The organism is Hahella chejuensis KCTC 2396, assembly GCF_000012985.1.
Lineage (GTDB): Bacteria > Pseudomonadota > Gammaproteobacteria > Pseudomonadales > Oleiphilaceae > Hahella > Hahella chejuensis.
This window is the reverse complement of the sequence record NC_007645.1, coordinates 4384560-4411296: the sequence shown is the minus strand read 5'-3', so window position 1 is coordinate 4411296 and position 26737 is coordinate 4384560. Positions and strand designations below refer to the sequence as shown.

Here is a 26737-nt window from a genome sequence, read left to right as displayed (position 1 = left end):
ATGCAAGAGTCGCAAACGACGGAGTTAGGCTGGTGGCGACGGGTTAGCATCCGCGCCAAGATGCAGATAGGCGTTCTCGGTTTTGCGCTGTTGCTGTTGTTGATTTGCGCTATCACCCTGACGGTGATGGCGAATCTCTATTTCCATCAAAAAATGCGCCAGGATCTGCAAATGCTCAGCAAAGTGCTGGCGGAGAACAGCGGCGCCGCACTGACTTTCAACGATGCGACTTCCGCAGGCAAGGTGTTGTCCGCATTGAAAGAAAATGCATCCGTGGAGGCGGCTGCGTTGTATCAGGAGCGCGCCGCCGAGGCCTTTGCGGAATATCCGCAATCTGGCGCTGCGGCGGGCTTGGCGGCGATGGCCGGTCAAGATGGCGTTTGGTTGCGACAGGATTTTTATATCACCTCGACGCCGGTGAAGGTGAACGAGGAAACAGTCGGGTTCCTGGTGCTGAAATCGAATCTGCAAGAGTGGGATAAATTCAAACAGAAGTTGCTTAGTCTGTTCCTGGTGTTGATTGTCGGCATGCTCGCTCTGACTTTGTTGGTCTCCTATTGGTTGAAGTCCCACATTACCCAGCCATTGGCTTCTCTGTCAGAGTGGGCGATGCAGGTCTCCAAGCACAAGGACTTCAACGCCCGCGCCAGCAAACGCAATGAAGATGAAATCGGGCATTTGGTGGACAGTCTCAATGTCATGCTATCAGAGCTGGCGCGACAGGAAACCATTGTCTCGCTGAACCGGGAGCTGGAGTGGGAAATTCAAGAACGCAAAGTGGTGGAGAAAGACCTGATCGCCACACGCAATCGGGCGGAGGAAGCCAACAAGGCGAAAAGTCGTTTCCTCGCCAATATGAGCCATGAACTGCGCACGCCTCTTAACGCGATTATTGGCTACAGCGAAATGCTGCAGGAGGTCGTGGCGGAGGACGATTATGAGAGAGAGGAGATTCTCGACGATATCGGCAAGGTGCGCTCCGCTGGTAAACACCTGTTGAGCCTGATCAACGATATTCTGGACATCTCCAAGATTGAAGCCGGCAAGATGCAGATCAGCATCGAGGCGTTCAGCATGGAGGACCTGGTGGATGAGGTGGCCGGCGCGTTGCGGCTGCTGGCGGATGAACGACGCAATAAGCTGGTTGTGCGCGGCGCAGGCGATGTGGGCGTGGTGCACAGCGATTTGGTCAAGGTCAGGCAGATTCTGTTCAACCTGTTGAGCAATGCGGTCAAGTTCACCGAGGATGGCGTCGTAGAGCTGATATGCGAACGGGAGTCTGTAGCAGGGGAGGATTGGATGTTATGCAAGGTGCGCGATACGGGCATCGGCATCAGCGACCGCGCGATCAAGGAACTGTTTCGCCCTTTCAGTCAGGCGGACCCCTCCACCACGCGACGTTACGGCGGCACCGGCCTCGGACTGGCGATCAGTCGCTCCTACGCCACGATGCTGGGCGGAGAAATCACGGTTTCCAGCAAAGAAGGCGAAGGCTCGGAGTTCTGTATACGCTTGCCCACCACCGCTGAAATCAACGGTCCGGAAGAGCGCATCGAGGGCGTGGAGACGGTGGCCTCCAAGCCGCCATTGGTTGCGTCAGACACGCCGCTCCCAGCGCCAACTGCGATGAGCGGGGCCAGAGTATTGCTTATCGACGATGACCCGACGGTGCATGACATCCTGAAGCACCAACTGAATAAACACGGTTTCGTGGTGCGCTCGGCGCTCTCCGGCGGCGAGGGGCTTAAGTTGGCGCAACAGGAAGACTTCGACGTGATTGTGCTGGACATATTCATGCCAGGGCAGGATGGCTGGCAAGTATTGCAAATGCTGAAATCCGATGCGACGACGGCGCATATGCCGGTCGTCATGCATACCATCGAATCCAATGCGGAGAAGGGGTTTGCTCTGGGAGCGTCGGATTTTCTGGTGAAACCAATCAACGGCGCGCGTTTGTTATCCATTCTGCAGCGCTATCAGAAAAAAGAAACCGGGATGAAAGTGCTGTATGTGGATGACGATGTACACAGTCTGGAACTGGTGCGCGCCTACATGCATGGGACCGGATGGAATCTGATCATGGCGGAAGATGGTCGGGAAGGCTTGGAAAAGCTGAGCCAGAATCTGGATGTCTCGATGATCCTGCTGGACTTGATCATGCCGGAAATGAACGGCTTCGAATTCCTTGAGGAAATCCGTCGCAATGAGAAAACCGCGGACACCCCGGTCATTGTGATATCCGCCAGGGACTTGAACCAGGCGGAGCGCAGCTTGTTGCAACAGCACACCCAGGCGGTGCTGCGCAAAGGCATGTATGACAAGAGCGCGCTATTGAGCCGCATCAAGGAAGTGCTGGAGGAAAGGACGCCGGTGAGTTAGGGGGAGAGTCATGACGTTGCTACTGATTGTCGAAGATAACGATATGAATGCGGACATGCTCACGCGTCGACTACGTCGGAAAGGATACGAAATCGCACTCGCCTGCGATGGCGGCGAGGCGGTGACCATGGCGCAGGAATGCCGCCCTGCGCTGATCCTCATGGATCTGAGCCTGCCCGTTATGGATGGCTACGAAGCGACGCGAAGAATAAAGGAAAGCGGAAGATGCGACGCTCCGATTATTGCGCTGACGGCCCACGCCCTGTCGGAAGATCGCGACAAAGCGTTAGCGGCGGGATGCGATGATTATGAAACCAAGCCGGTGAATTTTCCCCGCCTGCTGGAGAAAATCGAACGGTTTTTGGCGGCGAGCTGACAAGACGTTTGAGCGCCCCCCCTGACAAAAGATATACGCAGTGCAGGACGAAAACAGTTGTGTAGACGGCGATGACTCAAGCGACAGATATTCTGATTGTTGAAGACGACCCGGCCTCCAGGCGTTTGCTGTTGGATGTCCTGGAAAATGCCGGCTATCGCTGTCAGGCCGTGGATAACGGCGAAGAGGGCGTGCAGCTGGCGTCTGAGCTTTCGCCCCGGGCGATACTTATGGATATCAAACTTCCCGGCGTCAGCGGTCTGGTCGCCGCCGGCCGGATCAGAGAAGCGGAAGCGCGACGGCGGGAAACAGCAACCATACGGACGGTGTTGATCATTGGCATGTCCGCTCACGCCATGAAAAACGATCTGGAGATCATCGATCAGGCGGGATTTGACCACTTCATCACCAAGCCCTTCAGTTATCGCGTGCTGTTGCGATATTTACAGGAAAACCTTCCCGCCGACGGAATGGGCCTTTGATAAGACGGCGCTTTGCACTGGCGCCCTGTGAGGGCGTATTACCAATTGTTCATGGAAAATGCCCGGGCCGGGCAATATTGTAGGGATAAGTTGCAAATTCCGCTGGAGTCGCGCTGGCTGCGTGTCTCTAACGGGTGCGTCATGGGGAGCGCTTTATGTTTCACAAGCGAATGATTGGCGGAGTGTCCGCCATCCTGGTTACGTTGACCTTAACCGCCAACCTGTCCGGCTGCGCCACGAAAGCGGCGCGATATGATTATCAGCCCGGCAGAGACTTTTCCACTCTAAAAACCTATGCCCTGGCGCCGCCCAGCGTCAACGGCGGCGCGACGACGCTGAGCGACGCCCGCATTGAAAACGCCATACGCCTGTTCATGCAGAACAAAGGCTTCCAAATGGTCGACAAGGCCAAAGCGGATGTCTGGAGCACCTGGCGCATTAAAGTGGAAAAGGAAATTCGCCGCAACGGAATCAGTTATGGTTTTGGATACGGCGTCGCGAGCGGGCGCACTGGCGTCGGCATCAGCCTGGGAACACGTCCGCCGGCGGAAGAGGTGATGCGGGGCAAACTGGTGTTGGAGATGGTCGATCCGCAGAATTCCAACGTTATCTGGAGCGCGGAGGCCGCTCGTCCTTTGAGCGAGAACGATACCCCGGCGGCGAAGGAAGCGGAAATCCGCAAACTGGTGGGAGAAATGCTACAGAATTTTCCACCGAAAGACGCATGAGGACGTAAATGGTAGATTGGCCGTCAGGCTGGCGCCGGTAGTGGAATGTGGAGGAGGAGACCTTGATGAATCTGTGCGGACAACTGAATCTGTTCAGTCGTGTGGCGACGCTGTGCGCGCTACTGCTGTTGGGCGGCTGCGCCGGTTATCAAGTGCGTGGCGACTACGCTGAGGAGTTCGACTTCTCCAGCATCCATACTTACCGCTGGGCGACGGAGAATCACGACGCCCAGGGCGTGGTGGGATTGCGTGAGCAACGCATGCGTCAGACTGTGGAACAGGCGCTGCAAGGCGAAGGTCTGTCTCCCGCTGAGTCGGCGGATGTGCTGGTGCGTGTTTTATATCGCGTCGATAACCGGCAGGAGTATCGGCAGGAGCCGGGGTTCGGGTTCTGGCGGCCTTTCTTTTCACATGATCGCGATGTGGTGGTCCATGACTACCAAATGGGCGTACTCACCGTGGAAATGATTGAGCCCACGACCAATCGCGTGGTTTGGCAGGGGGCTTCATCAAGGCGCATGAGCTACGATCAATCCCCAGAAGAAAAGATCAAAAACCTGGAAGAAGAGGTGCGCGCCATCTTCGAGCGGTACCCGCCGCAGCCGGCGGCGCAGTAGTCTTTCCGTCTTCATAGTCCGATTACAGCGTTCCTGCAAGGACGCTCTGCTCTGATTTCTCTGACCCCGAAATCGGGTCAATTTCATTTTCGTGTGTTGTCGTGAAGAGTCACCCATACAGGTGATTCTTTTTCGTTTGTCGCTTTATTAACCTGAAAACGCTGTTGAGAAGTACAAAAATAAACATTAACGAAAGCAGAAGGTAGCGTAATGGAAAAAATAACGCATGCTGTATGTTTGGTCGTGACAGCTTCACTCTCCTCCCTCTCACACGCTGATGGATGCAGCGCCTGGGCGGGTTCCTCGGATGGTTATACCGATACTCAACACCCCTTTCTAATGGTGCATGGCATTACCGGGTTCGACACCGTTGGCGGGTTGTTGGGTTACTTCCACACTGTGCCTATGAACCTGTGTCGCAGTGGCGCGGATGTGGTGATCGCCAGCGTATCGCCGTTCAACGATAGCGAACAGCGCGGTTTGTCTCTGGCGGACGATATCAATAGCGGCGTCTATGGCGATGCGGTGAAGTACAACGTTTTCGCCCACAGTCAGGGCTCGCCCACCACGCGCGCCGCCATCACCTTTGACGCGCACGCCAATGGGGAAGGCCAGGGCCACATCGCTTCACTGACCTCCGTGGATGGGGTCAATAATGGCTCCCGCGTGGCGGATATGATTCGCGGCGTCATTCCCGCGGACAGTTCAATTGAAGGCGGCGTCGCCGCGGTGGCGAACGCATTCGGCTCTCTGATCGCCTGGATTTCCGGGGACGAGCATCAGCAGGACTCCATTGCGGCGCTGGACTCACTGACTTCCGTCGGCACAGCGGACCTTAACAGCCGGCACCCCTACGGGACCGCGTCCGGGGAGTGTGTGGAGGACCGCGATACGGTGGTGACCTACCGCGGCAATGAAATCCATTTGTATTCCTGGGCGGGAAGGAGTGTGATGACCAACATTCTGGATTTGTTGGACCCGTTTCTGTTCACAACCTCATTGGTGTTCGGCGCAGAGCCCAGTGACGGCATGGTCTCTGTTTGCTCGCAAAAACTGGGCGAGTATCTGGGTGACTATGACGCCAACCACATAGATGTAATCAATCATGTCATGGGCGTAGGCTCTATCTGGCATAACCCGGTGTCGCTGTACCGCGTGCAGGCCAACCGCCTGAAAAATACCGGACTTTAATCGGCCGTTTGAGCAGTGCGCCCTCACTATGACATGCGGTGAGCGCGCGCTGCGATTTGCCCCCCAAAAAATCAATCGCACCAGTACGTTATAAAAAAAACAGGATGTTATAAAAATAAAAAGGAACCTCGCCATGAAAAATCTCTCCCTCGCCTTGTGCGTTGCGGCCCTCGCTGCCGCGGCGTTATTGCTCTTGCAACCTGACGTCACTGAATCTACCGTCGCGGCGGAAGCTAATCCCGAGGGCTCTCAATCAATGGGAGCTGATACAGTTAATGAGCCGCAGCCTCCCAGGCTTTCTCAATCCGATGCGCCAACGACGACGCCGGCATGGAATGGCGCCAACTTCGCCCGCGCCCTGGCTGGAACGGATATCGACGGTGATCTGCGAGTGGATGAGAATGGTCTTTTGATCATGGACATACAGGTGAAGGACTTTTTCGATTACTTCTTTCTTGCTGTCGGAGAGCGTTCGCCGGAAGAGGTGATTGCGGAAATCCAACGCCGTATCTATGACAAGTTGCCGGCGCAGGCCGCGGAACAGGCCATGGAGTTGTTGAACGATTACATCTCCTATCAAGAGCGCATAGGTGAGTTGATGGCGGCGCCATTGGCGCCGACGGAAAGTCAGGATTATGAATACTATGCGTCGGTGATGGCGAATACCTTCGAGCAGTTGAAGTCGCTGCGACGGCAAATATTCGCTCCGGATGTCGTCGATGCATTTTTTGGTTTGGATGAAGCCTATTCCGATTATGCGCTGGCGGTGATGCAAGTGAAGGCGGACGCTCAGTTGAGCGACAGCGAGAAAGCCAGTCAAGTGGAAGCCTTGCGACAAAAATTGCCGGCGCAGATGCGCGACGCCCATCGTCAGGCCGCGCAACGGGAGAATCTGACGCGGGAAGCGCGACGCATGTACCGGGAAGGGTATGACGCCGACAGCGTCCGGCAAGCCCTGCGGGGGCAGTTTAGCGACGAGAAAGCAGAGAAGATCATCGCCTACTATCAACGGGAAGAGACATGGCGCGCGCGCCTGGATGATTATCAACGTCGCAAGCAGGATATCCAGGCCGCTGCGCGCACCGATGCGGAAACCGTGGCGGGGCTCACGCAGTTGCGCAACAGCCTGTTTACCTCAGACGAATTGAAGCTGGTGGAGAGCTACGACGCTATCGAGAGGAAAGCCACGCGATATGAGAAACCATGACCGGCTATCATGGTTGCGGGCGGATGGCGTTGTTAAAGCGCCACCACCGCTTCAATCTCAATATCCACCTCGGGAGAGAAAAAGCGACTGACTTCCAGCAGAGTGCTCGCGGGAAAGGCGCCCTGATAATGCTTGTTGAGCCCCTCCCTCACCGTCGCCATATGTTCGGTGGACTTGATGTACACCGTGACCTTTAGAATCCTGTCCAAACCGACGCCTTCTGCTTCGGCGATGTGTCTGATTTGAGCGAAAATAGCGTCGATCTGCTGTGCGACAGGTTTGCCGACGCCGCTGCCGTCATAGGCGGTCAGTCCACTGATGAACAGCATGCCGTTGAACGAGGTAGCGTGACAATAAGGACCGACGGGCTGCCCCAGCGCTGCGTAATTTTGACGTCGAATCGGTTGCTTCTTATCCATGTGTTGATACTCGCTGTTTGCGCATTTTATACGTTAAGAACCCGTTTTGCGGCCAAGTGTAGCGCTTGCCGCCATCAGCATCTCGGTTATTTTATTGACCGTCGGTCCCAGCGCAAAGGCGATGGTGAAGGCCGTCGGCCACGCCAGCAGAAAGGCGTGCATCCAGTGTGCGGTGAAATCCCTTTGTAAACCCAGGTTGAGAAAAGTCACCCATGCGCTCATCAAAAAACTGAGCGCCAGGGACATGGTCAGGCTGTAGAAAAAACGAAATTTTACCGACATAAAGTTCTCCTGCTGATTACGAACGGCGCATCAAGGTCTTCTGGTCAACTTGCGCTGTGATCGACCGGCGTATGCACGACTATTTTCTCGACTTGCGTCAGATTGAGAGTCATATAACGCTGGGTGTGTTCATAGGCGAAGTGCTGGTCCAGCGCACCTGGACTGGTCCAGGCTTCCCAAAGAACAAAGTGAGTGGGATCGGCGGCGTCCTGGAAAACCTGGAAGGTCAGACAGCCTGGCTCTGTCTGTGTGTCAGCCTGCAGTTGCGCCAGTTCCCGATGGACTAAATCCGGGTCGCTACCTTCTGTAGCGCGAATGTGGGCGGTTAGATGGTGGGGCATGTTCGACCTCTTAATCCTTGTGATGGGTTGACGTTATTAACTAAGGCGGACATGCTAGTTCTATTCATAAATAGAATATACCGGCATAAATTAAATCTTAAATTCCAAATTTGAAATCATGCTTGATGACTTGGCTCTATTTATAAAAGTAGCGGAACTGGGTGGTTTCTCCATAGCCGCTGCAGCTACTGGTGTCCCGGCGCCGACGCTGACGCGGCGGGTGCAGAAGCTGGAAGCCGAGCTGGGATGCCAGTTGTTGCATCGCTCCGCACGACGATTACAGCTGACCGCTGCGGGCCAGAAGGTCTTTGATGAGTCCTATCTTCATCTGTCCTGTCTTGATAAACAGATGGCGTTGATAAAAAAGGATATTTCGGCGGAAGAAGGGGAAATCAGAGTGTTAGCCCCAGTGAATTTGGCCAATGGGCCTCTACGTCCTTTGTGGGGGGATTTTATGTCCCGTTATCCCAATATTCAGCTGACATTGCAGCTGAATAACAAAGTAGAGGATTTCACCGGTTCGCAAGCGGAACTGGCGGTGCGCGTCGGGCCGCTAGCCAATTCCGCATTGCGACAAAGACGTCTTGGCTCCATACGTACTGTACTGGTGGCGACGCCGGATACCGCTGCGCAAATCGAAGCGCAAGGCGCAGACTTAAACCCCGCAGAGCTGGAGCGCTGGCCTTGGGTGGCTTCAGTATCCGAGAGTATGCGCCGTCTGCGTCACCGCCGTACAGGCGAGATGGTGAATATCGACTGGCGTCCTCGCGCTCACATCAATGACCTCTCCCTCGCGGTTGATATCCTAAAAGCCTGCGGCGGGTGGATGTTATGTCCCGTTTCCCTGGTCTGGGAGGACCTGCAACGCGGCGACCTGCGACAGATACTGAGTGACTGGGAAGGGGCCAACAGGGAGGTGCATGTAGTATGGAACGACCGCAATATCCTACTTAGACGCACTCAGTTATTGCTGGATTTCTTGACGGAAGAAACGCGACGCATACCGAGTTTGCTTGGTGAACTGCCTGATATAGAAATCATGGGTTGAGATGAAAAGCGGGTATGGAAGTCAGTGGGGCACTAAGAAATAACCCGCTATCAGCTTGCTGTCAGCCTTCACGGTATAGCGGGTTATCCTTGTTTAGCAGATAAGTCTACTTATCCTCCGGCCCAACCCAGGCGTGAGGATTCCAGGCGATTTCCCACAGGTGTCCGTCAGGGTCGGCGAAGTAGCCGGAGTAGCCGCCCCAGAAGGTGTCTTCGGCGGGTTTGGTCAGTTTGGCTCCGGCCTCGACGGCTTGTTGGATCTGTGCGTCCACTTCTGCCTTGGACGCCAGATTATGGGCGAGGGTGACGCCTTTGAAGCCTGAGCCGTTGTCAGGAACTGCCGCGTCTTCCGCCAGCAGGTGACGAGGGTAGAGGCCCAGCCAGGTCCCGTTGAGCGTGAAAAACGCCACATTGGCGTCTTCCATCGGCATCTTGGGAAGCCCCAGTCCGTTCTCGTAGAAGTCCACGGAGCGTTGCAAATCCTCAACGCCCAGGGTGATCATGCTGATTCTTGGTTTCATTGCGCCTCCATGTACATTGGGACTGAGCGAATCCGATCAGGACTTCGCTGCGTCTTTCGGGGGGCGGCCACGCTTCATCGGCCGGACGGGGCGGTCCACCAGATCTTCGATCTGATTGATAAAGCGGTCTCCGCCTAACACCAGTTCATTAAGTAATGTCTGCTCGATATGCCGGCGTATCCAGGGCTCCATTTCGTACTGCATCAGGTCCAGGAAAGATTGCTGACGTTCTTCCGCATCATCCCCGAGATCCGTATACATGGGATGGTTACGAATCAGGCCGAGTTCGTCTTCACCCCTGGCGTGCGCATGATAGCTTGACCAGGGGTATTCCGATTCATTCGGCGCCAGGCCGCGAAACACGGCCAGGGAATCGATATAGCGATAGCACGTCAGCATATAGCCGGAGGAATCAATCAGACTGGATTTATAACGGCCTTCCCACAGCGTGCCGCTACGGTGGTAGCGGTGATTCACATACTGCACGTAACGACGTCCCAGAGACTGCATCATCTGAGGGATGCCGTTTTCAATGTGCGGCGTGACCAGCAAGTTGAACTCATTTTTCAGTAACACGTACGCATGCACGTAACACTGATATTGTTCAGACGCCTTGCCCACGCATTCAAGGAAGTACAGATAATCCTCTTTATCAAAGAAGCAGGGGAGGCGGTTATGCCCCCGCTGCATGATAAGCTGTGGATGGCCGGTAAGATTAAATCGTGTTTTTCTCGCCATGCGCGTCCAGTTGCACTCCTGTTAATTATTCGGCTGCGTCCGCATCGGCATCCACGTCTGCGTCAACACTCGTATCCACCACTGCCTGCGGTTCCGCAGACGCTGCAGCCGCGGCGTCGGCATTGAACAGATAACCGAAGTTACCTTCTTCCGTAGCGCTGATGTGGATGTGCTCGATATGTTCGCCGTTCGCCAGTCTGCTCAGACATTCGGTGGACAGTTCAGGCAGCACGGTGCGGTTCAGTATATGTTCGATATTACGCGCGCCGGTATCCACTTCCTGCGAACGGGCGACGATGTTGAGCAACACGTCTTCGTCGTAGGTGAATGCGGCGCCGTAGTGATTGCGTACTCTGCGCGCAATACGATCCATGTTGATGCGACAGATCTTGAACAGATTCTCGTCGTCCAGCGGATAATAGGTAATCACGTTGGCGCGACCCAAAAACGCAGGTTTGAAGTACTTCAGCAGCTCGTGGCGCATGCTGTCGAGCATGACATCCGGCTCCGGCTTCTCTTCAGACTGCGCGCAGATGGCGCGAATCGCTTCTTCGCCTGCGTTGGAGGTCATGATGATGACCGTGTTCTTGAAGTCGATGTCGCGGCCTTCGCCATCTTTGATGGAGCCCTTGTCGAACAGGTTGTAGAACACGTCCTGCACGCCTTGGTGGGCTTTTTCCATTTCGTCCAGCAGAATGACCGAGTAAGGCTTCCGGCGAGCGGCTTCCGTCAACACGCCGCCTTCGCCATAGCCCACATATCCGGGAGGAGAGCCCAGCAGCATGGAGACTTTGTGCTCTTCTTTAAACTCGGCCATGTTGATAACGGTCAGATTCTGCTCGCCGCCGAACAGTGTGTCCGCCAACGCCAGCGCGGTTTCGGTCTTACCTACGCCGGAAGGGCCGACCATCAGGAAGACGCCGATAGGTTTGCGCGGATCGGTCAGGCCGGCGCGGGAAGTGCGAATAGCCTGAGCGATGGCTTCCAGGGCGTGAGACTGGCCGATAACGCGTTTTTCCAACTGCTCATGCAGGTTAAGAATGCCATTGATCTCATCGCTCACCATCTTGCCGACCGGAATGCCGGTCCAGTTGGCGACGACTTCCGCCACAGCCTGACCATCCACATGAGGCATCATTAACGGCTGATCCCCTTGTGCGGACGCCAAGGCGGCGAACAGGTTCTTGAACTCCACCTGCAGTTCGGCGACTTCTTCATCGCTCAGGCGATCGCCGGCGTCTTCAGGGCCTTTCTTGGCTTGGTAGTCCTGCTCCAGCTTGGTGCGCACTTCCAGGATTTTGGCGATCAGATCTTTTTCCTTTTCCCACTGCTCGGTTTGGGCGGCGAGAGAGGCTTCCAGAACGGCTTTCTCTTCGGTGAGTAGTTCCAAGGTCTCGTGATATTCGCCGGAGGAGATATTTTCCTGGGAAATCAGATCGAGGTTAGTGTCGATCTGTTGAATGCGACGACGGGTGTCCTCGATCAAAGACGGCGTGGCGCTTTGGCTCAGGGAGACGCGGGCGCAGGCTGTGTCGAGCAGGCTCACGCCTTTGTCCGGCAACTGACGACCAGGAATATAACGGGCGGACAGTTTCACCGCCTGGATAATGGCGTCATCGGAGATGCGCACGTTGTGGTGGATCGCCAGGATTTTCGAGATGCCGCGCAGCATGTCGATTGCGACGGCTTCTGTCGGTTCTTCGACCTTGACCACCTGGAAGCGACGGGTCAGAGCAGGATCGCGTTCGAAATATTTCTTGTACTCCGCCCAGGTGGTGGCGGCGATGGTGCGCAGTTCGCCGCGCGCCAGCGCAGGCTTGAGCAGGTTGGCGGCGTCACCTTGGCCTTCTTTACCGCCCGCGCCGATCATGGTGTGCGCCTCATCGATAAACATGATGATGGGCGCGGGAGAGGCTTTGACCTCTTCGATCACGGATTTCAGGCGCTGTTCGAATTCGCCTTTCATACTGGCGCCGGCTTGCAGCAAGCCCAGGTCCAGAACATGAATATGTACGCCCTGCAGGGGCTCCGGCACGTCTTTTTGCGCGATGCGCAGCGCCAGACCTTCAACGACTGCAGTCTTACCAACGCCGGCTTCACCGGTCAGGATGGGATTGTTCTGACGGCGACGGGTGAGGATGTCGATGCACTGACGAATTTCCGGGTCGCGACCCAGTACCGGATCGATTTCGTTGTTCAGCGCTCTTTCGGTCAGGTTGACGGTATATTTCTGCAATGCGCCGCCTTGCGCTGTCGGCGCCGCCGGAGCGCCGCCGCCCGCAGCCGCCTTCAGGTAGGCGCGGCTTTCGGAGGATTGTCCGGTGACGGCTTTCACCGCAGGCAATACTTTCTCCAGAGAAATTTCCTGCAGGGTTTTGACTGAACTCAGCAATTGGTTGCGCATAGTGTTGTGCGACATGACCGCCGCAAACAGGTGCGCGGAGCTGATGAAATTTACGCCCATTTCCACTGACGCCAGTAGCCAGCCGGCTTTTAGCGCATCCACCACCAATGGTGAAAAGGGAACCATATCCCGGGGGTTATCGCGGTGGAATTTGCCTACAGTCTGGCTCAGTTCTCTGCTGACTTTGCCGATGTCGACGCCGAGCTGTTCCAGCACGCGGTCCAGATCGCTGTCGCTTTGCTCCAGCACTTTCAGCAGCACGTGTTCGATTTCCAGTGAGCTGTGACGTTCCTGTTGGGCCAGACGCAAACCATCCTCTAGCGATTTGCGTACGACGGAAGTGGTGGGTTCAATGAGTTGGCGTAAGTTTAACTCAATCATAAGGTTTCCCTTTTCTTTTGTAGTCTTTCTATAGTTCGCTGCATTGCGTGCCGGGATACAGACACGGTAATGAACCGATCTTGTTGTCGTGTTGAAAACAGTTTTGAGTTCCAGCCCAGCAAAGGCGGCGCCGTCGGGTGCGCAAGCTGGCTGTTTGGCAGTCGGTCCTGTCTGACTTTAAGCGATAAGTCAAAGTCTAGAGCAACCCCCGCCATAGTTCGAATCAGCTTATACATGGCCCCCAGGATTTCCGTGCCGGAAACGATAGACAGGAAACGTGGGTAGTCAATGTCGTCGAAGTGGACGGTGAAACGGTTCTGCACCGACCAGGTCTTCTCACCCAGAATGGCTTGTTGTCCCAGGCAGTGATTCACGCCGGGGAAGCGGCTGCCGCCCAGACGGGTCTGCACGTCGTCCGGCATGCGCCGCCATTGACCGCGGAAGTGCAGGATGCTCACCTTCAGACCGAAATGTTGGCGAATGGCTTGCGACAACGCCTCAGCGGAACACACGCCGCGACTCATCAAACCCGCGACGTTGAAGATGTCGCCGGAAGGTTGGTAGAACTTGGCGCTGCGCATGCTGGCCAAACCCATCAACCCTTTGATCATCTCCGCATGTCGGTCACGGTTGTATTTGGGGTCAAGCTGATGATTGGCCTCGAAAGTCAGCGGAATGCGATATTTTTTCCAGGAGCGATAAAACAGCGATAACGTGCGGTGGTCCAATAAGTCGAAGAAGTGCTTCATCGACTTATCTTTCTGTCGCAGACGCTGCAAAATCAGGTCGCGGTAATGGAACGGCAGTACGCCGCGCGAGCCGACCAGTCCCCAGAAGTTCACCGCCATTGACCACTGATCACGAGACGCCAGCGACTTGTCCCCGCCGCGGGTAATCTTGTCTACGGCGCCGCCCTCGAAGCCCATGCTGGGATTCACGACGAAGCGTACAGGCTCATTCCTGGGCGGGTAAAATCCACCCAGGGGAGTGCGAGGTCGCGCATCCTGCGGGTCGAAATGCTCCAGCAGGCGCACCAGCTGGAAAAAATCGAACCGCCAGGGGTCCTGCTGCAGCCGTTTGGCTAAATGAGAGGCTGGGAGCCGATTCTCGGTGGCCATTTCTTGAGAATATCCTGTCGCCCTTTGATACGGGCAATTAATCGGGTGAACGCGTTAATCGAACAATACATGGCGAAGAACCTTTCCAGAATCGAGGCGAACAGGAAGGTGCTGTTGCCCGACATCAGGTTGTCGTCAAAGGTGACTTCGATTTCCACCCCACGGCACACGGTGGTTTTGCCGCCAATAGTGATCGGCGCCGTCATCGGCCGGGTCTGCACATTGACCACGGCGGCGATGATCGCCCGTGAGGCCGCGCTGTCCTGAAAATCATATAGCGCCAAAATTTCCTTAAGTACGTCAATGGCTTCCGGACTATCAAGGGATAAATAGTTTAAGGTCAGATGCGACACAAGGCGCCAGCGCGCGCCGTCCCGCAACGGCGGTCGTACAGTTGGCGTCAGGTGTGTCAAAGAGTCGATGCCGCGCAAGGAAACGCCAACGTCCAGACAGGTGAAGCGAGGCTGTCCGCCGCCAAAAGGCAGCTTTTCCGGCGTATTGCGGTTGAAGCACATTACATCGACAGTCAGGGTCTCGTCGGACAAATTCGCCGGCGCGTAATTCAGGTCCACCAGGGAAATTTCCAGCTCGCTGCCGGGCTCGTTGCCTAGCTCGCCGCCGATTTTCGGATAGCGTTGAGCATGCCAGAAAAGCTGGGTCTCACGGCCGATATCGAAGTGGCTTAAGCCATAAAAGGGTTTGTATTCCTTTTTCTTGCCGTCGCCGGTCAGGCCCTGTACGCGATCAATGGAATACACTTCATAGTTGTCCGGGAAGCGCGCGTCAGGAATGACCGGGTAGCTGTATTGATCATGCTCAATATCTATGGGCTCCGCCCGATGCTTGAACAGGTTGATGATGGGCGTGCAACCCAGGGCGAAATTGCTGGCCTCCAGATTGCGTTCCAGCTCCGCATGAGATTTGTTGAGATAGAAATACAAATCCAGATTGGGGCCGAACTTCTCATTCAAGCGTTCGCCAAGACCGGTCAGGTCAACGAACAGGAATTTTTCCGGGAACACCATGTACTCGGTGAGCAGTCGGTAACCCGGGAAAGACTGTGGCGGCGTAGGTATCAGCGCTTCTTCCTCGGCGAAACCGACGGGCTGCAGGCAACTGCTGTGCAGGAACATCGGATTGACGTCATCGGCGCCTTTGGAAGCGACAATCTGCACACAATGGTTCATCAGCAGCTCATAAAGCGAATAAGCGTATTGCGACTGACCACGCAGGAAAAAGCGGATTTTATCCAGCGGCAACTGGCCCAAATCGATTTCCGGGGCGAAACCCTCCAGGCGCACGTGAATTACCGCAGAGGCGCCTTGCACGGTTTGCGAACCGGGGGCGATAAACGGGCGCTCCTTGAGGCTTGCTTTGGTGACTTCGACAGGCAGCAGATCCAGGTCGTAACCGGTGCTGAAACGGCACACTTTATTCTGGAAAACGTCGCTTTCCAGGCGCGAATGGCGTGCGACATGTAACGGACCGTCCAGATCTTTCGCTGCTCTGAACTGCACCACCGCCATAGACGGGATTGGTCGCAGATAGTGTGGGTAGAGCTGATCGAGCAGGGCGTCCGAGAGTTCGGAGAAGTCGTCCTCCAAACGATATTGAATACGGGCGTTCAAATACGCCACGCCTTCCAGCAGGCGTGAAACGTGCGGGTCTTCCACCACATCGCCGGAGATGCGTAAACGACCGGCGATCTTGGGATGCACGCGGGCGAATTCCGCACCGGACTGGCGCAGGTAAGCCAGTTCCTTTTCATAATAGGGTAATAATTCGTCGCTCATTAACGCGCCTCCTGAACGTTGACGATAGCCGAAATCGGCTCCAGCGAGGAATCAAAGGAGATTTCTTCGGGAGCGGGTTCGGCGAACAACACCGCCTCAATGCGGAAATGCAAGGTGGCGCCCTCCGCCCAGTCCTCATCCAGGGTGATGACCCTGACCGACTTAAAGCGGGGCTCAAACATGGCTATATGTTGTTCCACTGTGCGGCAGAACTGACTTTTACCTTCCGCACTAAGGAAGTTGATGGTGTGCAGGTCGGGCAGGCCGTAATTGATCAGCGATTCGTCCAACTGACGCAGGTTGTCGGATGCGGAGATAGGGCGATAACGCGTGTTGAGGAGATCCTCAAGATCGCGGCGCACGGATTCGCGGAGCTCGTTGAGCACCTGATGGCGATTTTTTTCCGGTTCTACTTTCAGGTCCGGCCTTTCATCTATCAGCCGGTCCAGCACCGAAGGGCGCAGTTTTTGGCTCTTACTTATTTTCGTCATCCGAATCCCTTAACTAGCGGTGTTAACCTCTGTCGTCAAATGTAGCTCCGATACCAGACGATCGGCCTGATAGTGCGGACGCAAGTAAATAGTGGTGGCGAAAGAGCCGGGCTTCTCAGGAATCTCTCTGACTTGCACCGAGCCTTCACGCAACGGATAGCGCGCCTGCATGAACCAGTCCGCGTCCTCCTGCGAGGTCACGTATTGAGTCAGCCAGCGCTGCAGTTCGCGCTCGCAGTCTTCCGCCCGCCTGACGGAGCCGATCATATCGCGGGTGATCACCTTGATATAGTGGGCGAAACGGGAGCCGCACAAAACATGTTGCAGCAATGAAGACAGCCTGGAGTTGGCGCTGGCGATCCTGTCCTGAAATACTTTTGGTCGGTGCAGGGTCGGGGTGCTGTAAAACACGCCCATGGGGACATCGTAGCATTGGCATAGCGCAATGAGTCCATGTTCACTGAGCGCACGCTCGCGCTCGTCGGAAAAGACGGCGTCAACAATCGGCTTGTGCGCGATCTTCTTGGCGTCCGTAGAGAATGCATCCACCACTAGGTTATCGACAGCGCCACCCGCCATGTGGTCGCGAAGTAAGCCGCGAATATGCGAAAACCAACCTACCTCGGTGAATTCGCGTATCAATACCTTGACCAGCGCAAAGTTGGCGTATCCCCATAAATAATTTTCATTGGAGGCCTGAGCGCGCTTTTCTGAGAAAAGCAGCCCGCCGTGTGGGGCGATTTGAACGGAATAGGGATTGCGGATCAGCACCCGGGGGATAGTCAGACCCAGGAAACGTGTGTCAGGGTGATCGCGTAGACTGTTCCAGGCAATGTAGTCCTGTTCGCTGAAGAGTTGCTTCAGGCTGATCGGGCTGGTGATTTCCGGGAAACTGTTCATTTCAAACAATTGGGGCGCCGCGTTAAGAAGTATCGGCGAGAAAGAGGCCGCGCCGATTTCAGCCAGACGCTCCAAGGTTGGAATATCGTTAAAACGGTGTCCCGCAAAGGGTTTATGGGCCACCTCAAAATTCATCACGATGATGCCGTAGGGTTCGCCCCCGGGCACGTCGTATTCTTCGCTGTATATCTTATGGAATAACTGACTTTGGTCGAATTCCACTGAGCGGTTCACGTCTTTGGTGATTTCCGACCAAGTGATATCCAGAAATCGGATCTTCACCAGTTTGCGGCCATATGCATAGCTCACTACGTCATACAGGCTGCGCCATGCGCGCTCCAAATCCTGGAACTTGCTGTGATGAAGAATATGATTGACCTGGTTGATGATCTTGTTGTCGATCTGGGCGACGGCTCTTTGCAGCCAAAGAATCAAGTAGTCGTAATCCAGTGGCTTACCAGCGGCTTTGTCCTCGTAACACCAGTCTGGAAGCTTGATCCATTGCAGTATCTTCTTGAGCGCGATGACTTCGGCGGAGCTCGGCCCCTGCGTGCGCTTCTGCGCAACACCGTAGGTAAACGGCATGGGGGTGTCGTTTGGAGATACTTTATTCTGCATCTTGGATTTGCGTAAGTCTGCCCGGAAAACGTTTATTTATTGGTTTAATTCTAAAATTTAAGCCGGGCTTGCACTCCAAGAGAGCAGGCCCGGCCCAAGCATGTCGCTTACTGTTCCTGAGCGGTTTTATCAACCAGACTTAGGAATTTCCGCAACCAGACGTAAAGAAGTGGTGAGCTCTTCCATTTGCAACCATGGGCGCAGGTGAGCGACGGCGCTGAAAGAACCAGGAGATTCTGGATTCTCTTTAACCTCAACGCGCGCTTCAGCCAACGGATACTTCGCCTTGGATTCGGGCGATGCGTCCGGGTTGCTGTTGCAGTAGGTGTTGATCCAGTTGTTCAACCAGCGTTCTGCGCCTTTGGCGTCCATGAAGGAACCGATTTTGTCGCGAGCCATGACCTTCAGGTAGTGAGCGACGCGCGAGGTAGCCATGATGTAAGGCAGTCTTGCGGAAATCGCTGCGTTGGCGGTCGCGTCGGCTTTGTCGAATTTCTTGGCCTTCTGGCAGGTCTGTGAACCGAAGAATACGGCATAGTCGGTATTCTTGTAGTGCAACAGAGGCAGGAAGCCTTGTTTGGACAGTTCCGCTTCACGACGCTCGGTGATGCCCACTTCTGTCGGACACTTCTGGTCAACGTCGCCGTCATCGCTGACGAACAAGTGGGAAGGCAGGCCAGTCACTTTACCGCCATTCTCCGCGCCGCGGATCGCCACACACCAGCCGTGCTCAGCGAAAGCCTGGGTCAGGGTGGTGCCCATGACGTAAGCCGCGTTCATCCACGCAAACTTGTCGTGCTCGACGTTAGCGGCTTTGCCAGTCTTGGAGTCGATCGGCAGCTCTTCGTAGTTGAAGTCTTCGATGGACTTACCGTTTCTGCCATAAGGCATGCGAGACAGTACGCGGGGCATAACCAGGGTGACGAAACGGGAGTCGTCGGAATCCCGGAAGCTGCGCCAGGGGATGTATTCCTGGGTCTCAAATATTTTCTCCAGATCGCGAGGCGTGGAGAGTTCGGTGAAGTCGTCAAAGCCGAACATCTGTGGGCCTGCGGCGGAAATGAAAGGGCAGAAACCGGCGGCGGAAACGCCAGCCATGTTTTGCAGCAACTCAATATCTTCCGGATGGTTGGAGAACTCGAAGTCGCCGATCAACGCGCCGTAAGGCTCGCCGCCTGCGGTGCCGAATTCAGATTCGTAGATCTTCTTGAAGATCTGGCTTTGGTCAAATTCAACAGCTTTGTCCAGATCTTTGTACAGCTCGCGCTTGCCGATGTTCAGCATGCGGATTTTCAGCGAGGAGCTGGTCTCTGAATTCATGATCAGGTGGTGCAGGCCGCGCCAGGAGCCTTCCAGCTTCTGGAATTTGTCCTCGTGCATGATGGCCGCCAATTGCTTGGACATCAACGCATCAATCTGATCAATCGCTTTATTGATAGTGACGGTGAGGTTGCGGTCCCATTTGACCATACCTGCGCCCGCTTGTTTCGCCAGGTTTGCGATCAGGTCCTGGGCTTGTTCAGGCTCGGTTTGTTTGGTGGCGGTAATCGCCATATCCAGCAGACTGGAACTGGACTCTTCCGCTGCTCCGGATTCCTGACCTTGTAATTCTGCGTCGCTCATTAGGCATCTCCTCCGTCTTCATCTTTGGCCGGGCTACGCTCTTCCACTTCTTTGCTCAATACCGCCATTTTGTCTGCGTCAGATAGAACCTGCTCCAACAGGCCTTCCAGCTCCTCAGAGCGGTCAGCCTTGCTCAGCAGGTCGCGCAGGCGGTTGCGCGCTTCCAGCAACTCTTTCAGCGCCGGAATTTGTTTAACGATATTCTGGGGTTCGAAATCTTCAATGGAATTGAAGGCGAGACTCATGCCTACTTGCTTGTCAGGGTCGCCGGAAATTTCGTCTGCTACTTTGAGGTCCAGAGTCGGAGAGACTTTCTCCATGATTTCGTTGAAGTTGTCACGGTCAATGTTGACGAACTTGCGCTCTTTCAGGGATTTCTTGGCGTCAGTGTTGTCGCCTGAGTAATCGCCCATGACCCCAACTACAAATGGCAGCTCTTTTTTAACTTCCGCACCGCCGGTTTCCACATCATAAGTAATGTGCACTCTCGGTTTACGGACTCTGTTTAATTTATCCTGTAGGCTATCTGACATTATTAAGTCCTCTTTGATTTAGCTGTAGGTATCCGGTTAAGCGTCAAAAAAATTTTTAACCCTTTAATATGTTGATTTGTCACCAACTACTGTCGCCGCTTCCTCCGCCACCGCTGTTATTCCAATCGTTGTCGGTGCCTTGCTCCGGCTCGGAAGCGCCCTCGGCTTTCGCCTTTGGCTCAGGAATGGTGACCGCTCTCGCGGTTTGCGATAACTGGCCGATCGGAGCTGCGTCTTCGCCAATTTGAATACCCGTCATTAAAGCATAGCGCGCCCGCGCTTCTTCGTCAGGTATCAGCTCCATGAGCAGTTCTTGAATAGACATTCTACCCCAGCTGGCGGCTCTTTCAATGGCTCCGCAGAGGGGGGAGTGCGGTTCTGTCTTGCGGAAGTATTCGGCGACCACCAACAGATGATTGATGGCGTCTTCACGGCTTCTGAAGGGACCATGCGCAACGCCGCCTCTCATTTGCTGACCGCCTCCACCGCCAGTGTTCCCGCCTGATTGGCCGTCATTGGTTTGTATCGGCGCTTCTTCATCATCAGAAAGCAGCTTGTTTTTCATCAGTCGCTTATACAGCTCCTCGACTTCCTGCAGCGCATTCTTAACGCCGCTGGTGGGGAGGCTGGCTTTGCTGCCGCTTTCTGCGCACTTGGCGTCGACCAGTTCTCCGATCTCCTGCCATAACGCCAGCGCTTCCTGAATATCTTCATATACATTCTGCGCTTTGTCAGGGCTTACAGTGAGGAGCTGCTGGTTAACGATATCTTCACTGAGACTCAGCTCTTCAAAGCGACGGATGCGCTCTTCCGGATCTTCGATATCCAGAGCGTCCTGAAGGCGACCGTAAGAGGTAAGCGTCAGCACGTTTTCCGTGTCGTCGGTCAACGGCGTATTTTTGATTGGCAGGACCAGGGTGCCTGTGCCGTCTTCGCCATTGAGCGATATCAGCGGATAAATGCGGGTTTCCACGCCGTCTTCGTCAGGAAGCGGGTAGATAGTGTCCCAAAAGTTTTCGACCAAGCCTTTAATGATCTGAAGGCCGTCGCGAAGTCCGGTGAAGCCTTCCAGTTTCAGTAACGCCTCGGTAAACCAGGCGGCGACTTCAAGGTCTTTGCTTTTGCGTTTAAGAATCGTCGGGGCGAGACGACGGATTTCCCGCCATTGTTCAACCAGTTCCAGTTCACCGTTGGCGTCAAAGCGCGCAGCCTTGGCCAGAGATACGACTTTGCGACGTGCGGCCTTGGCGGCGCTGAAGTCACTGTCGTTTTCATCTCTTAGGTCGGTTCCGGATGGATTCTCGTCACTGATTGGCGAGAAGAAAGGCTCTAACTCAATAATATTGTCAGACGCCATAATGTATTTACTCCATAAAATCGTTCGGCGCTCGGAAATAGAGGAGTATGTCCGATTTTTCCCTGAAATCAATGCTGTTTAAGACATCGGCCGGTCGTGAGCCTTGTTTGTCACGTCTGGCAGGGGGCTTCTCACAACCCTTGTCCAGGGTTCCGGAAAGGCGGGTTAATATACTAAAGTATTCACTTTCAAGCTAGCTCGCCCCCTTACTTTTTTGGCGCTAGACCTTTGTTTTAAAAGCTTCCTTTTGGGATTAGGGCAAATGGTTTAGCTGCATGTCGTGCATTTGGCGGGCCCCATTTTTAGGTCTGCTTTCTGGACGAAAATGCGCTTTCTTAAAGGTTGGAATAATTTGAAAAAAGCAGGACTGAATAATTTGACGTGGGGTTTTACGCATTGCCTTTATAAGAAGAAAAAGCGCGGTAAATTCATTACTTTACTGGCGGCTTTATTGTGTGTTTTTGTTACTGGGTGTGCAAGGCTGGCCACTCCGCCGGAAGTGAAAGAGGGGGGAGCGGGCTATGTGAACGCTGACGACTTCAACATGTGGCTGGCGTATAAAAACGGAACTCTCATGGACCATGGCGGCATGAGTGAGAGATTGGACATGCAAGCGCCCTTGATTGTCGTGCTGGAGGGAGATGGCCTGCCCTGGAGCCGTCCCTGGCGCATCTCCTCCGATCCAACTTCTCCAGATCCTCTGATGTTTGACTGGTATCGACAATGGCCGGGGGAGGCGTTGTATTTGGGGAGACCTTGTTATTTCGGCGCCAAGTCAAGACGCGTTCCCCCTGCGCCCTGGGATGTGGAAGAACCGCCAGAAACGCAGTCGTGTTTCGCCTATTGGTATACGCACGGTCGGTACAGTGAAGAAGTCGTGACGGCGATGGCGCAGGTTCTGCGAATGAAAGCGGGCGATCGCCCATTACTGTTGCTGGGGCACAGCGGCGGTGGGGCGTTGGCGATGCTGCTGGCGGCGCGGATGAGTAATACTGTAGCGGTGATGACGTTATCCGGGAATTTGAATGTGGCGGCGTGGACGTCAGGGCATGATTTTTCCCCATTGACCGGATCACTCGATCCAGCTGCATCGCCGCCTCTTAATCGCGATGTGAGGCAATCGCATTGGGCCGCCCGCGGAGATGAAACCGTGAAACCGGAATGGATAGAAAAGGAAGCTGCAAGGCAGCAGGCGACTTTTCAATTGGGTCCGGCTTCAAAACATAGCGACTGGCGACATTATTGGCCGCAGATAAATGATGCGATTTCTCAGCTAAAAGCAACTATAAGCCGACAAAGATAAACAATAATCGCGTTGCGCAGGCGTCGGATGCGATCAATACTTTATTTGTAAAAATATATTTTTTGTCACGAGCGGAGGCGGGGCTTCGGCGTTCAGGGTTTTAGGTGAGAACGTCGCTTTATCTGTTGCCTGTTCGGATAAGCAGGAGGCGTCGTCCGTGACGACGCCAGGGCAGTACAGCAGCGTTGATAAAAGTGAGATGAATTATGACACGCAGACAAGGTATGAGCAGTAAACAGCACGGGTCATTGAAAAAGCGTACCGGATGGGGCCTGCCTGCCGTGGTCGCGGCGGGCGCCTTGGCTGCGTGCAGCAGTCAGCCGGTGGATAAGGCTGGCGATCAGGGAACGGAGGCGGATAAATTAATGGTGGTGGATTGTCTGTTGCCAGGGCAGATTCGCCAGTTAGGGGCCAACGCCCGATTTTTGACCGCCCGCCGCCCCGTCAAAGCGACCGCTTCCGATTGCGCTATCCGCGGAGGCGAATTCACCGCATTCGACCGGGCGGATTATTCGACGGCGCTAAAGGTATGGCTTGAGCAGGCCAAGTCTGGCGATGCTGAAGCGCAGACCTACGTCGGCGAGATTTATGAAAAAGGCCTGGGATTGGCGCCGGATTATGAAGTGGCGGCCATCTGGTATCGCCGCGCCGCGGACCAGAACTTCACCCGGGCGCAGATTAACCTGGGCAACCTCTACGAAAAAGGACTGGGCGTTAATAAAGATCCGGTCATGGCGTTGAACTGGTATCGCCGCGCCTCTGGCCTGGACAGCGACAACCTGCAATACGCCTCCACTATTGTCGCCAATGAAGCATTGCAGAAAGAACTGTCTAATCTGCAGGGCGAGGTAAGTAAGCTGGAACAATACAAAGCGCAAACTGAAGCTGAAAAGCGCCGCGCCGCCGAGAAGGAGAGGGCGGAGCAGTTAGCTAAGCAGCAGCGTGATAAGGCGAATCAGGCCGCTACGCCGGCGACGCTGGAAGTAGCGAGTCTCGACCCAACTCTGGCGCCGCCTTCTATTCAGATCCTGGACCCGCCAATATCGCTGACTCGCAGCGGCCCGACTGTCTTGCTGCGCAATGCGGTGAGCGAAAAAGAAATCATCGGTAAAGTTGAATCTCCCGCAGGCTTGAAGTCATTTACGGTTAACGGCAAAAAAGTCGATGTGGATGAATTCAACCTGTTTTTCATCAAGGTGCCGGTGCAGGGGCGTAAAACAGACGTCGCCATGAACGCTACCGATAAAGTGGATCAACGTGTTGGCTTTGGCTTCTCCATGTTTCTGGAGCAGGCGGCGAATCAAGCCCGTACTCAGAAAATCGAATTTGACGCCAGTTCGCAGTCGCCCAAATTCGACGGCATCAGCTTCGGCCGCTATTACGCGCTGGTGATCGGCAACCGTGATTATGCTTACTACACGGACCTGGAAACCCCGGAAAAAGATGCTCGCACCATTGCTGAAATGCTGAGCAAGCAATATGGCTTTAATACTAAATTGCTGCTCAACGCTACGCGTTATGAGCTTTTGTCGGCGCTGAACGAAATGCGTGAAAAGCTGACCGAGCACGACAACCTGCTGATCTACTATGCAGGCCATGGCGAGTTGGACGCGCAGAATGATCGCGGTTACTGGTTGCCGGTGGACGCGGAGCCGGGCAATACGGCTAACTGGCTGTCCAACGTATCGATTTCCGATCAATTGAATACGTTCAAGGCCAAGCATGTGATGGTGGTGGCGGATTCCTGTTACGCAGGTACGTTGTCCACCGCATCCGTCGCGCGTCAGAGCGCAGTGGCTGAGAATGAACTGCAGAAAGAGTGGCTGGAGCTGATGGTCGACATTAAGGCTCGTACAGTGTTGACGTCAGGCGGCGTGCGTCCGGTATTGGATAGCGGCGGCGGTGATCATTCCGTGTTCGCCAGGGCGTTTATTGAAGCGCTGAACAGCAATAGCGGCTTGATGGACGGCAATCGTTTGTTTATCTCCGTGCTTGGCGATGTGCGTAAGCGTTCACAGCAATTCGGTATTGATCAGATTCCAGATTATGGCGCGATCAAATACGCGGGCCACGAAGCAGGTGAATTCTTTTTCGTGAAAGCGAAGTCCATGTAAATTGGCTTAACTCTCTCCGGGGCGGACTTCTACCGCCCCTTTTATTTCTCCTATCGCATGCGTCACTTTTTTGTAGCGCATTAATTTGCTGGATGAAACTGACAGTAAGACGTTATTATTTTTCCTCTGATGATTTCCGGTTTACTCCAGGCTCTTCGGGTTTTGACGCTATAGTTATATTAATAGCGCTTCCCTGGCGCCGTTTGCGCGAGCAAACGAATTGCTTGGATAAGCGGACTTAACCCTTTGAATTAATTGACAGCGCTGAACAGTAATTGAACGATGTCTGATACGCAAATTTTCGATCCCGCCTCAATGGACTCTCAGTATTTCGGCAAATACAAGGCGCAGCGCGAACTAGGGCGCGGCGCGATGGGGGTGGTGTATCAGTGTTTTGACCCTGACTTTGAGCGTATTGTCGCTGTCAAAGTGCTGCTGCCGGAATTGCTGGGCGCGGATGTCACGGGGGAGTTTCGTGAACGCTTTCGCAACGAGATGCGGGCGGCGGGCAAGATCTCCCATCCCAATGTCATTAATGTTTTTGACGCTGGCGATCAGGACGGCGCGCCTTATTTCGTCATGGAATATGTGGAAGGCTATGAACTCAAAAGCGCTCTCGATGACGGCCAGCGTTTTCCTATTGATAAAACCCTGAAAATCATGACGGATGTGCTGTCTGGCCTGGGGCACATACATGAACATGGCATTATTCACCGGGACCTGAAGCCCGCGAACATTTTCATCACTAAAAACGGCGTGGCGAAAATCGCTGACTTTGGCGTCGCCAAACTGGAATCCTCCGAGCTGACCCGGGTGGGCACGATTATCGGCTCACCCAGATATATGTCTCCTGAACAATGCCAGGGTTTGCCGGTAGATGCGCGTTCGGATCTGTTCGCTGCAGGCATCATTTTTTATCAATTGCTGACGAACGAGCATTGCTTTAACGCTAATTCGCCGACGGCGATCATGCAGAAAATTCTGCACGCCAAACCCGAACTGCCCTCGATGCTGATACCGACATTGTCCAAGTATTATGACGCTGTCGTTGTTAAGGCGCTGGAGAAGAGTCCAGAGAAACGTTACCAGTCTGCGGAAGAGTTCATTCAGGCGCTGATGCAGGCGGCTGACGGTAAAAAAGGCGGCGGCGTCAAGGGGCCAATGTTCGCTGGCGTGGGTGGTTTGCTGGCGGTAGCGGCGGCAGGACTGCTTTACGTTTTAATGCCGCCGGTGGAGCAAAATGGCGTGTCGCATCCAGTGGAGCCGGTTAAGCTGACTCCGCGTACCGTCAATGGAACGGAGGCTGCGGTCAGTCAGGCGAATACGGATAATGCTGATAACCATAATGTTAACGGCGGCAATACATCCAGTTCTGACAATAGCCAAAATGGTTCGATATCTTCGAATGCCGCGACGGGAACGACCAATCCCGTGCGCCCCGCCAGTAATGAAGTGCAGAGCCTGAATCCGGAGGTATCCGCCAAGATCGACCGGCTATTGAAAGTCGCCAAGGTGCATCGTCTGCAAGGGCGCTTGGTGACGCCTTCCGGTTCCAGCGCTTACGACGCTTATAAGATTGTGCTGGAAATCGATCCCGCCAACCAAGTAGCCCAAGAGGGGCTCAAGACGTTGGAGCATGACTTGGTAGTCCGCGTTGGCGAGCTGAGGGATCAGGGAGAATCGCAAATGGCTCTGGCGGAAGCCACCACTGGCAGCCAATTGTTTCCCACTTCCGAGCAGTTATCAAAACTGGCGGCGCAGTTGAAAAAGTAGC

At 54.7% G+C, this 26737-nt stretch carries 24 protein-coding genes; 11 read left to right on the top strand and 13 right to left on the bottom strand.

All coding sequences use genetic code 11. The annotated features are described in order from the left end of the window. From HCH_RS19035 to HCH_RS19005, 7 genes are all read left to right on the top strand, one after another. Positions 1-2379 carry a response regulator gene (locus HCH_RS19035; RefSeq protein WP_011398041.1) on the top strand — a complete coding sequence of 793 codons (2379 nt, stop codon included), beginning with the start codon at positions 1-3 and terminating at the stop codon, positions 2377-2379. Between the two features lie 10 nt (positions 2380-2389). Further along, positions 2390-2755 carry a response regulator gene (locus HCH_RS19030; protein WP_011398040.1) on the top strand — a complete coding sequence of 122 codons (366 nt, stop codon included), beginning with the start codon at positions 2390-2392 and terminating at the stop codon, positions 2753-2755. A gap of 71 nt (positions 2756-2826) precedes the next feature. Then, complete coding sequence (locus HCH_RS19025) at positions 2827-3237, top strand: response regulator (protein ID WP_011398038.1); 411 nt, start codon at positions 2827-2829, stop codon at positions 3235-3237. A gap of 155 nt (positions 3238-3392) precedes the next feature. After that, positions 3393-3965: a DUF4136 domain-containing protein gene (locus HCH_RS19020; RefSeq protein ID WP_011398037.1), complete on the top strand. Its 573-nt coding sequence runs from the start codon at positions 3393-3395 to the stop codon at positions 3963-3965. A gap of 65 nt (positions 3966-4030) precedes the next feature. After that, positions 4031-4582 carry a DUF4136 domain-containing protein gene (locus HCH_RS19015; protein ID WP_011398036.1) on the top strand — a complete coding sequence of 184 codons (552 nt, stop codon included), beginning with the start codon at positions 4031-4033 and terminating at the stop codon, positions 4580-4582. A 210-nt stretch (positions 4583-4792) separates the two neighbouring features. Continuing rightward, positions 4793-5773 (top strand): esterase/lipase family protein, encoded by a 981-nt coding sequence (locus HCH_RS19010; RefSeq protein ID WP_011398035.1) that lies wholly within the window; start codon positions 4793-4795, stop codon positions 5771-5773. 133 nt (positions 5774-5906) lie between these two features. Next, positions 5907-6980 carry a lipase secretion chaperone gene (locus tag HCH_RS19005; RefSeq protein WP_011398034.1) on the top strand — a complete coding sequence of 358 codons (1074 nt, stop codon included), beginning with the start codon at positions 5907-5909 and terminating at the stop codon, positions 6978-6980. Between the two features lie 32 nt (positions 6981-7012). Here the strand turns inward: HCH_RS19005 and HCH_RS19000 are convergent, their stop codons facing one another. From HCH_RS19000 to HCH_RS33210, 3 genes are read right to left on the bottom strand one after another with little or no spacing between them, the layout of a single operon-like run. Continuing rightward, positions 7013-7399: a RidA family protein gene (locus HCH_RS19000; protein WP_011398033.1), complete on the bottom strand. Its 387-nt coding sequence runs from the start codon at positions 7397-7399 to the stop codon at positions 7013-7015. A gap of 33 nt (positions 7400-7432) precedes the next feature. Beyond that, positions 7433-7681 carry a DUF2798 domain-containing protein gene (locus tag HCH_RS18995; protein ID WP_011398032.1) on the bottom strand — a complete coding sequence of 83 codons (249 nt, stop codon included), beginning with the start codon at positions 7679-7681 and terminating at the stop codon, positions 7433-7435. A 44-nt stretch (positions 7682-7725) separates the two neighbouring features. Continuing rightward, positions 7726-8022 carry a putative quinol monooxygenase gene (locus tag HCH_RS33210; RefSeq protein ID WP_011398031.1) on the bottom strand — a complete coding sequence of 99 codons (297 nt, stop codon included), beginning with the start codon at positions 8020-8022 and terminating at the stop codon, positions 7726-7728. Between the two features lie 118 nt (positions 8023-8140). Between HCH_RS33210 and HCH_RS18985 the strand changes: the two genes are divergently transcribed. Further along, on the top strand, positions 8141-9070 hold the full coding sequence (locus HCH_RS18985; RefSeq protein WP_011398030.1) for a LysR family transcriptional regulator: 930 nt from the start codon (positions 8141-8143) through the stop codon (positions 9068-9070). 106 nt (positions 9071-9176) lie between these two features. Here the strand turns inward: HCH_RS18985 and HCH_RS18980 are convergent, their stop codons facing one another. The 10 genes from HCH_RS18980 to tssA form a co-directional block, all read right to left on the bottom strand. Continuing rightward, complete coding sequence (locus HCH_RS18980; protein ID WP_011398029.1) at positions 9177-9590, bottom strand: VOC family protein; 414 nt, start codon at positions 9588-9590, stop codon at positions 9177-9179. Positions 9591-9626: 36 nt separating this feature from the next. After that, the gene (locus tag HCH_RS18975) at positions 9627-10328 is read right to left on the bottom strand and encodes a transposase (protein WP_011398028.1); all 702 of its coding nucleotides are present in this window, start codon (positions 10326-10328) and stop codon (positions 9627-9629) included. 25 nt (positions 10329-10353) lie between these two features. Beyond that, positions 10354-13113 (bottom strand): type VI secretion system ATPase TssH, encoded by a 2760-nt coding sequence (gene tssH, locus HCH_RS18970; protein ID WP_011398027.1) that lies wholly within the window; start codon positions 13111-13113, stop codon positions 10354-10356. Continuing rightward, entirely contained in the window at positions 13110-14231 is a 1122-nt protein-coding gene (gene tssG / locus HCH_RS18965) for a type VI secretion system baseplate subunit TssG (protein WP_011398026.1), read from the bottom strand. The genes tssH and tssG overlap by 4 nt, the downstream gene beginning before the upstream one ends. Then, complete coding sequence (tssF, locus tag HCH_RS18960; protein ID WP_011398025.1) at positions 14195-16024, bottom strand: type VI secretion system baseplate subunit TssF; 1830 nt, start codon at positions 16022-16024, stop codon at positions 14195-14197. The genes tssG and tssF overlap by 37 nt, the downstream gene beginning before the upstream one ends. Beyond that, the gene (gene tssE / locus HCH_RS18955; RefSeq protein ID WP_011398024.1) at positions 16024-16515 is read right to left on the bottom strand and encodes a type VI secretion system baseplate subunit TssE; all 492 of its coding nucleotides are present in this window, start codon (positions 16513-16515) and stop codon (positions 16024-16026) included. The genes tssF and tssE overlap by 1 nt, the downstream gene beginning before the upstream one ends. 9 nt (positions 16516-16524) lie before the next feature. After that, positions 16525-18033 (bottom strand): type VI secretion system contractile sheath large subunit, encoded by a 1509-nt coding sequence (tssC, locus tag HCH_RS18950; RefSeq protein ID WP_011398023.1) that lies wholly within the window; start codon positions 18031-18033, stop codon positions 16525-16527. A 129-nt stretch (positions 18034-18162) separates the two neighbouring features. Then, positions 18163-19656, bottom strand: a complete 1494-nt coding sequence (gene tssC / locus HCH_RS18945; RefSeq protein WP_011398022.1) for a type VI secretion system contractile sheath large subunit — start codon at positions 19654-19656, stop codon at positions 18163-18165. Beyond that, positions 19656-20189, bottom strand: a complete 534-nt coding sequence (gene tssB / locus HCH_RS18940; protein ID WP_011398021.1) for a type VI secretion system contractile sheath small subunit — start codon at positions 20187-20189, stop codon at positions 19656-19658. Before tssB ends, tssC (HCH_RS18945) begins: the two co-directional genes overlap by 1 nt. Before the next feature lie 79 nt (positions 20190-20268). Further along, positions 20269-21546, bottom strand: coding sequence for a type VI secretion system protein TssA (tssA, locus tag HCH_RS18935; RefSeq protein WP_011398020.1), 1278 nt, complete (start codon positions 21544-21546; stop codon positions 20269-20271). Positions 21547-21922: 376 nt separating this feature from the next. Between tssA and HCH_RS32555 the strand changes: the two genes are divergently transcribed. The 3 genes from HCH_RS32555 (at position 21923) to HCH_RS32550 (ending at position 26736) form a co-directional block, all read left to right on the top strand. Continuing rightward, positions 21923-22849, top strand: a complete 927-nt coding sequence (locus HCH_RS32555) for a hypothetical protein (protein ID WP_148212625.1) — start codon at positions 21923-21925, stop codon at positions 22847-22849. A 224-nt stretch (positions 22850-23073) separates the two neighbouring features. After that, positions 23074-24963, top strand: a complete 1890-nt coding sequence (locus HCH_RS18925) for a caspase family protein (RefSeq protein WP_238384916.1) — start codon at positions 23074-23076, stop codon at positions 24961-24963. Between the two features lie 282 nt (positions 24964-25245). Next, positions 25246-26736, top strand: coding sequence for a serine/threonine protein kinase (locus HCH_RS32550; RefSeq protein WP_011398016.1), 1491 nt, complete (start codon positions 25246-25248; stop codon positions 26734-26736). The last annotated feature ends 1 nt before the right edge of the window (position 26737 follow it).

What these genes read in the sequence shown, in the direction of transcription:
- HCH_RS19035 (WP_011398041.1), top strand. Translation starts at nt 1, where the DNA reads ATGCAAGAGTCGCAAACGACGGAGTTAGGCTGGTGGCGACGGGTTAGC.
- HCH_RS19030 (WP_011398040.1), top strand. Translation starts at nt 2,390, where the DNA reads ATGACGTTGCTACTGATTGTCGAAGATAACGATATGAATGCGGACATG.
- HCH_RS19025 (WP_011398038.1), top strand. Translation starts at nt 2,827, where the DNA reads ATGACTCAAGCGACAGATATTCTGATTGTTGAAGACGACCCGGCCTCC.
- HCH_RS19020 (WP_011398037.1), top strand. Translation starts at nt 3,393, where the DNA reads ATGTTTCACAAGCGAATGATTGGCGGAGTGTCCGCCATCCTGGTTACG.
- HCH_RS19015 (WP_011398036.1), top strand. Translation starts at nt 4,031, where the DNA reads ATGAATCTGTGCGGACAACTGAATCTGTTCAGTCGTGTGGCGACGCTG.
- HCH_RS19010 (WP_011398035.1), top strand. Translation starts at nt 4,793, where the DNA reads ATGGAAAAAATAACGCATGCTGTATGTTTGGTCGTGACAGCTTCACTC.
- HCH_RS19005 (WP_011398034.1), top strand. Translation starts at nt 5,907, where the DNA reads ATGAAAAATCTCTCCCTCGCCTTGTGCGTTGCGGCCCTCGCTGCCGCG.
- HCH_RS19000 (WP_011398033.1), bottom strand. Translation starts at nt 7,399, where the DNA reads ATGGATAAGAAGCAACCGATTCGACGTCAAAATTACGCAGCGCTGGGG.
- HCH_RS18995 (WP_011398032.1), bottom strand. Translation starts at nt 7,681, where the DNA reads ATGTCGGTAAAATTTCGTTTTTTCTACAGCCTGACCATGTCCCTGGCG.
- HCH_RS33210 (WP_011398031.1), bottom strand. Translation starts at nt 8,022, where the DNA reads ATGCCCCACCATCTAACCGCCCACATTCGCGCTACAGAAGGTAGCGAC.
- HCH_RS18985 (WP_011398030.1), top strand. Translation starts at nt 8,141, where the DNA reads ATGCTTGATGACTTGGCTCTATTTATAAAAGTAGCGGAACTGGGTGGT.
- HCH_RS18980 (WP_011398029.1), bottom strand. Translation starts at nt 9,590, where the DNA reads ATGAAACCAAGAATCAGCATGATCACCCTGGGCGTTGAGGATTTGCAA.
- HCH_RS18975 (WP_011398028.1), bottom strand. Translation starts at nt 10,328, where the DNA reads ATGGCGAGAAAAACACGATTTAATCTTACCGGCCATCCACAGCTTATC.
- tssH (WP_011398027.1), bottom strand. Translation starts at nt 13,113, where the DNA reads ATGATTGAGTTAAACTTACGCCAACTCATTGAACCCACCACTTCCGTC.
- tssG (WP_011398026.1), bottom strand. Translation starts at nt 14,231, where the DNA reads ATGGCCACCGAGAATCGGCTCCCAGCCTCTCATTTAGCCAAACGGCTG.
- tssF (WP_011398025.1), bottom strand. Translation starts at nt 16,024, where the DNA reads ATGAGCGACGAATTATTACCCTATTATGAAAAGGAACTGGCTTACCTG.
- tssE (WP_011398024.1), bottom strand. Translation starts at nt 16,515, where the DNA reads ATGACGAAAATAAGTAAGAGCCAAAAACTGCGCCCTTCGGTGCTGGAC.
- tssC (WP_011398023.1), bottom strand. Translation starts at nt 18,033, where the DNA reads ATGCAGAATAAAGTATCTCCAAACGACACCCCCATGCCGTTTACCTAC.
- tssC (WP_011398022.1), bottom strand. Translation starts at nt 19,656, where the DNA reads ATGAGCGACGCAGAATTACAAGGTCAGGAATCCGGAGCAGCGGAAGAG.
- tssB (WP_011398021.1), bottom strand. Translation starts at nt 20,189, where the DNA reads ATGTCAGATAGCCTACAGGATAAATTAAACAGAGTCCGTAAACCGAGA.
- tssA (WP_011398020.1), bottom strand. Translation starts at nt 21,546, where the DNA reads ATGGCGTCTGACAATATTATTGAGTTAGAGCCTTTCTTCTCGCCAATC.
- HCH_RS18925 (WP_238384916.1), top strand. Translation starts at nt 23,074, where the DNA reads ATGAGCAGTAAACAGCACGGGTCATTGAAAAAGCGTACCGGATGGGGC.
- HCH_RS32550 (WP_011398016.1), top strand. Translation starts at nt 25,246, where the DNA reads ATGTCTGATACGCAAATTTTCGATCCCGCCTCAATGGACTCTCAGTAT.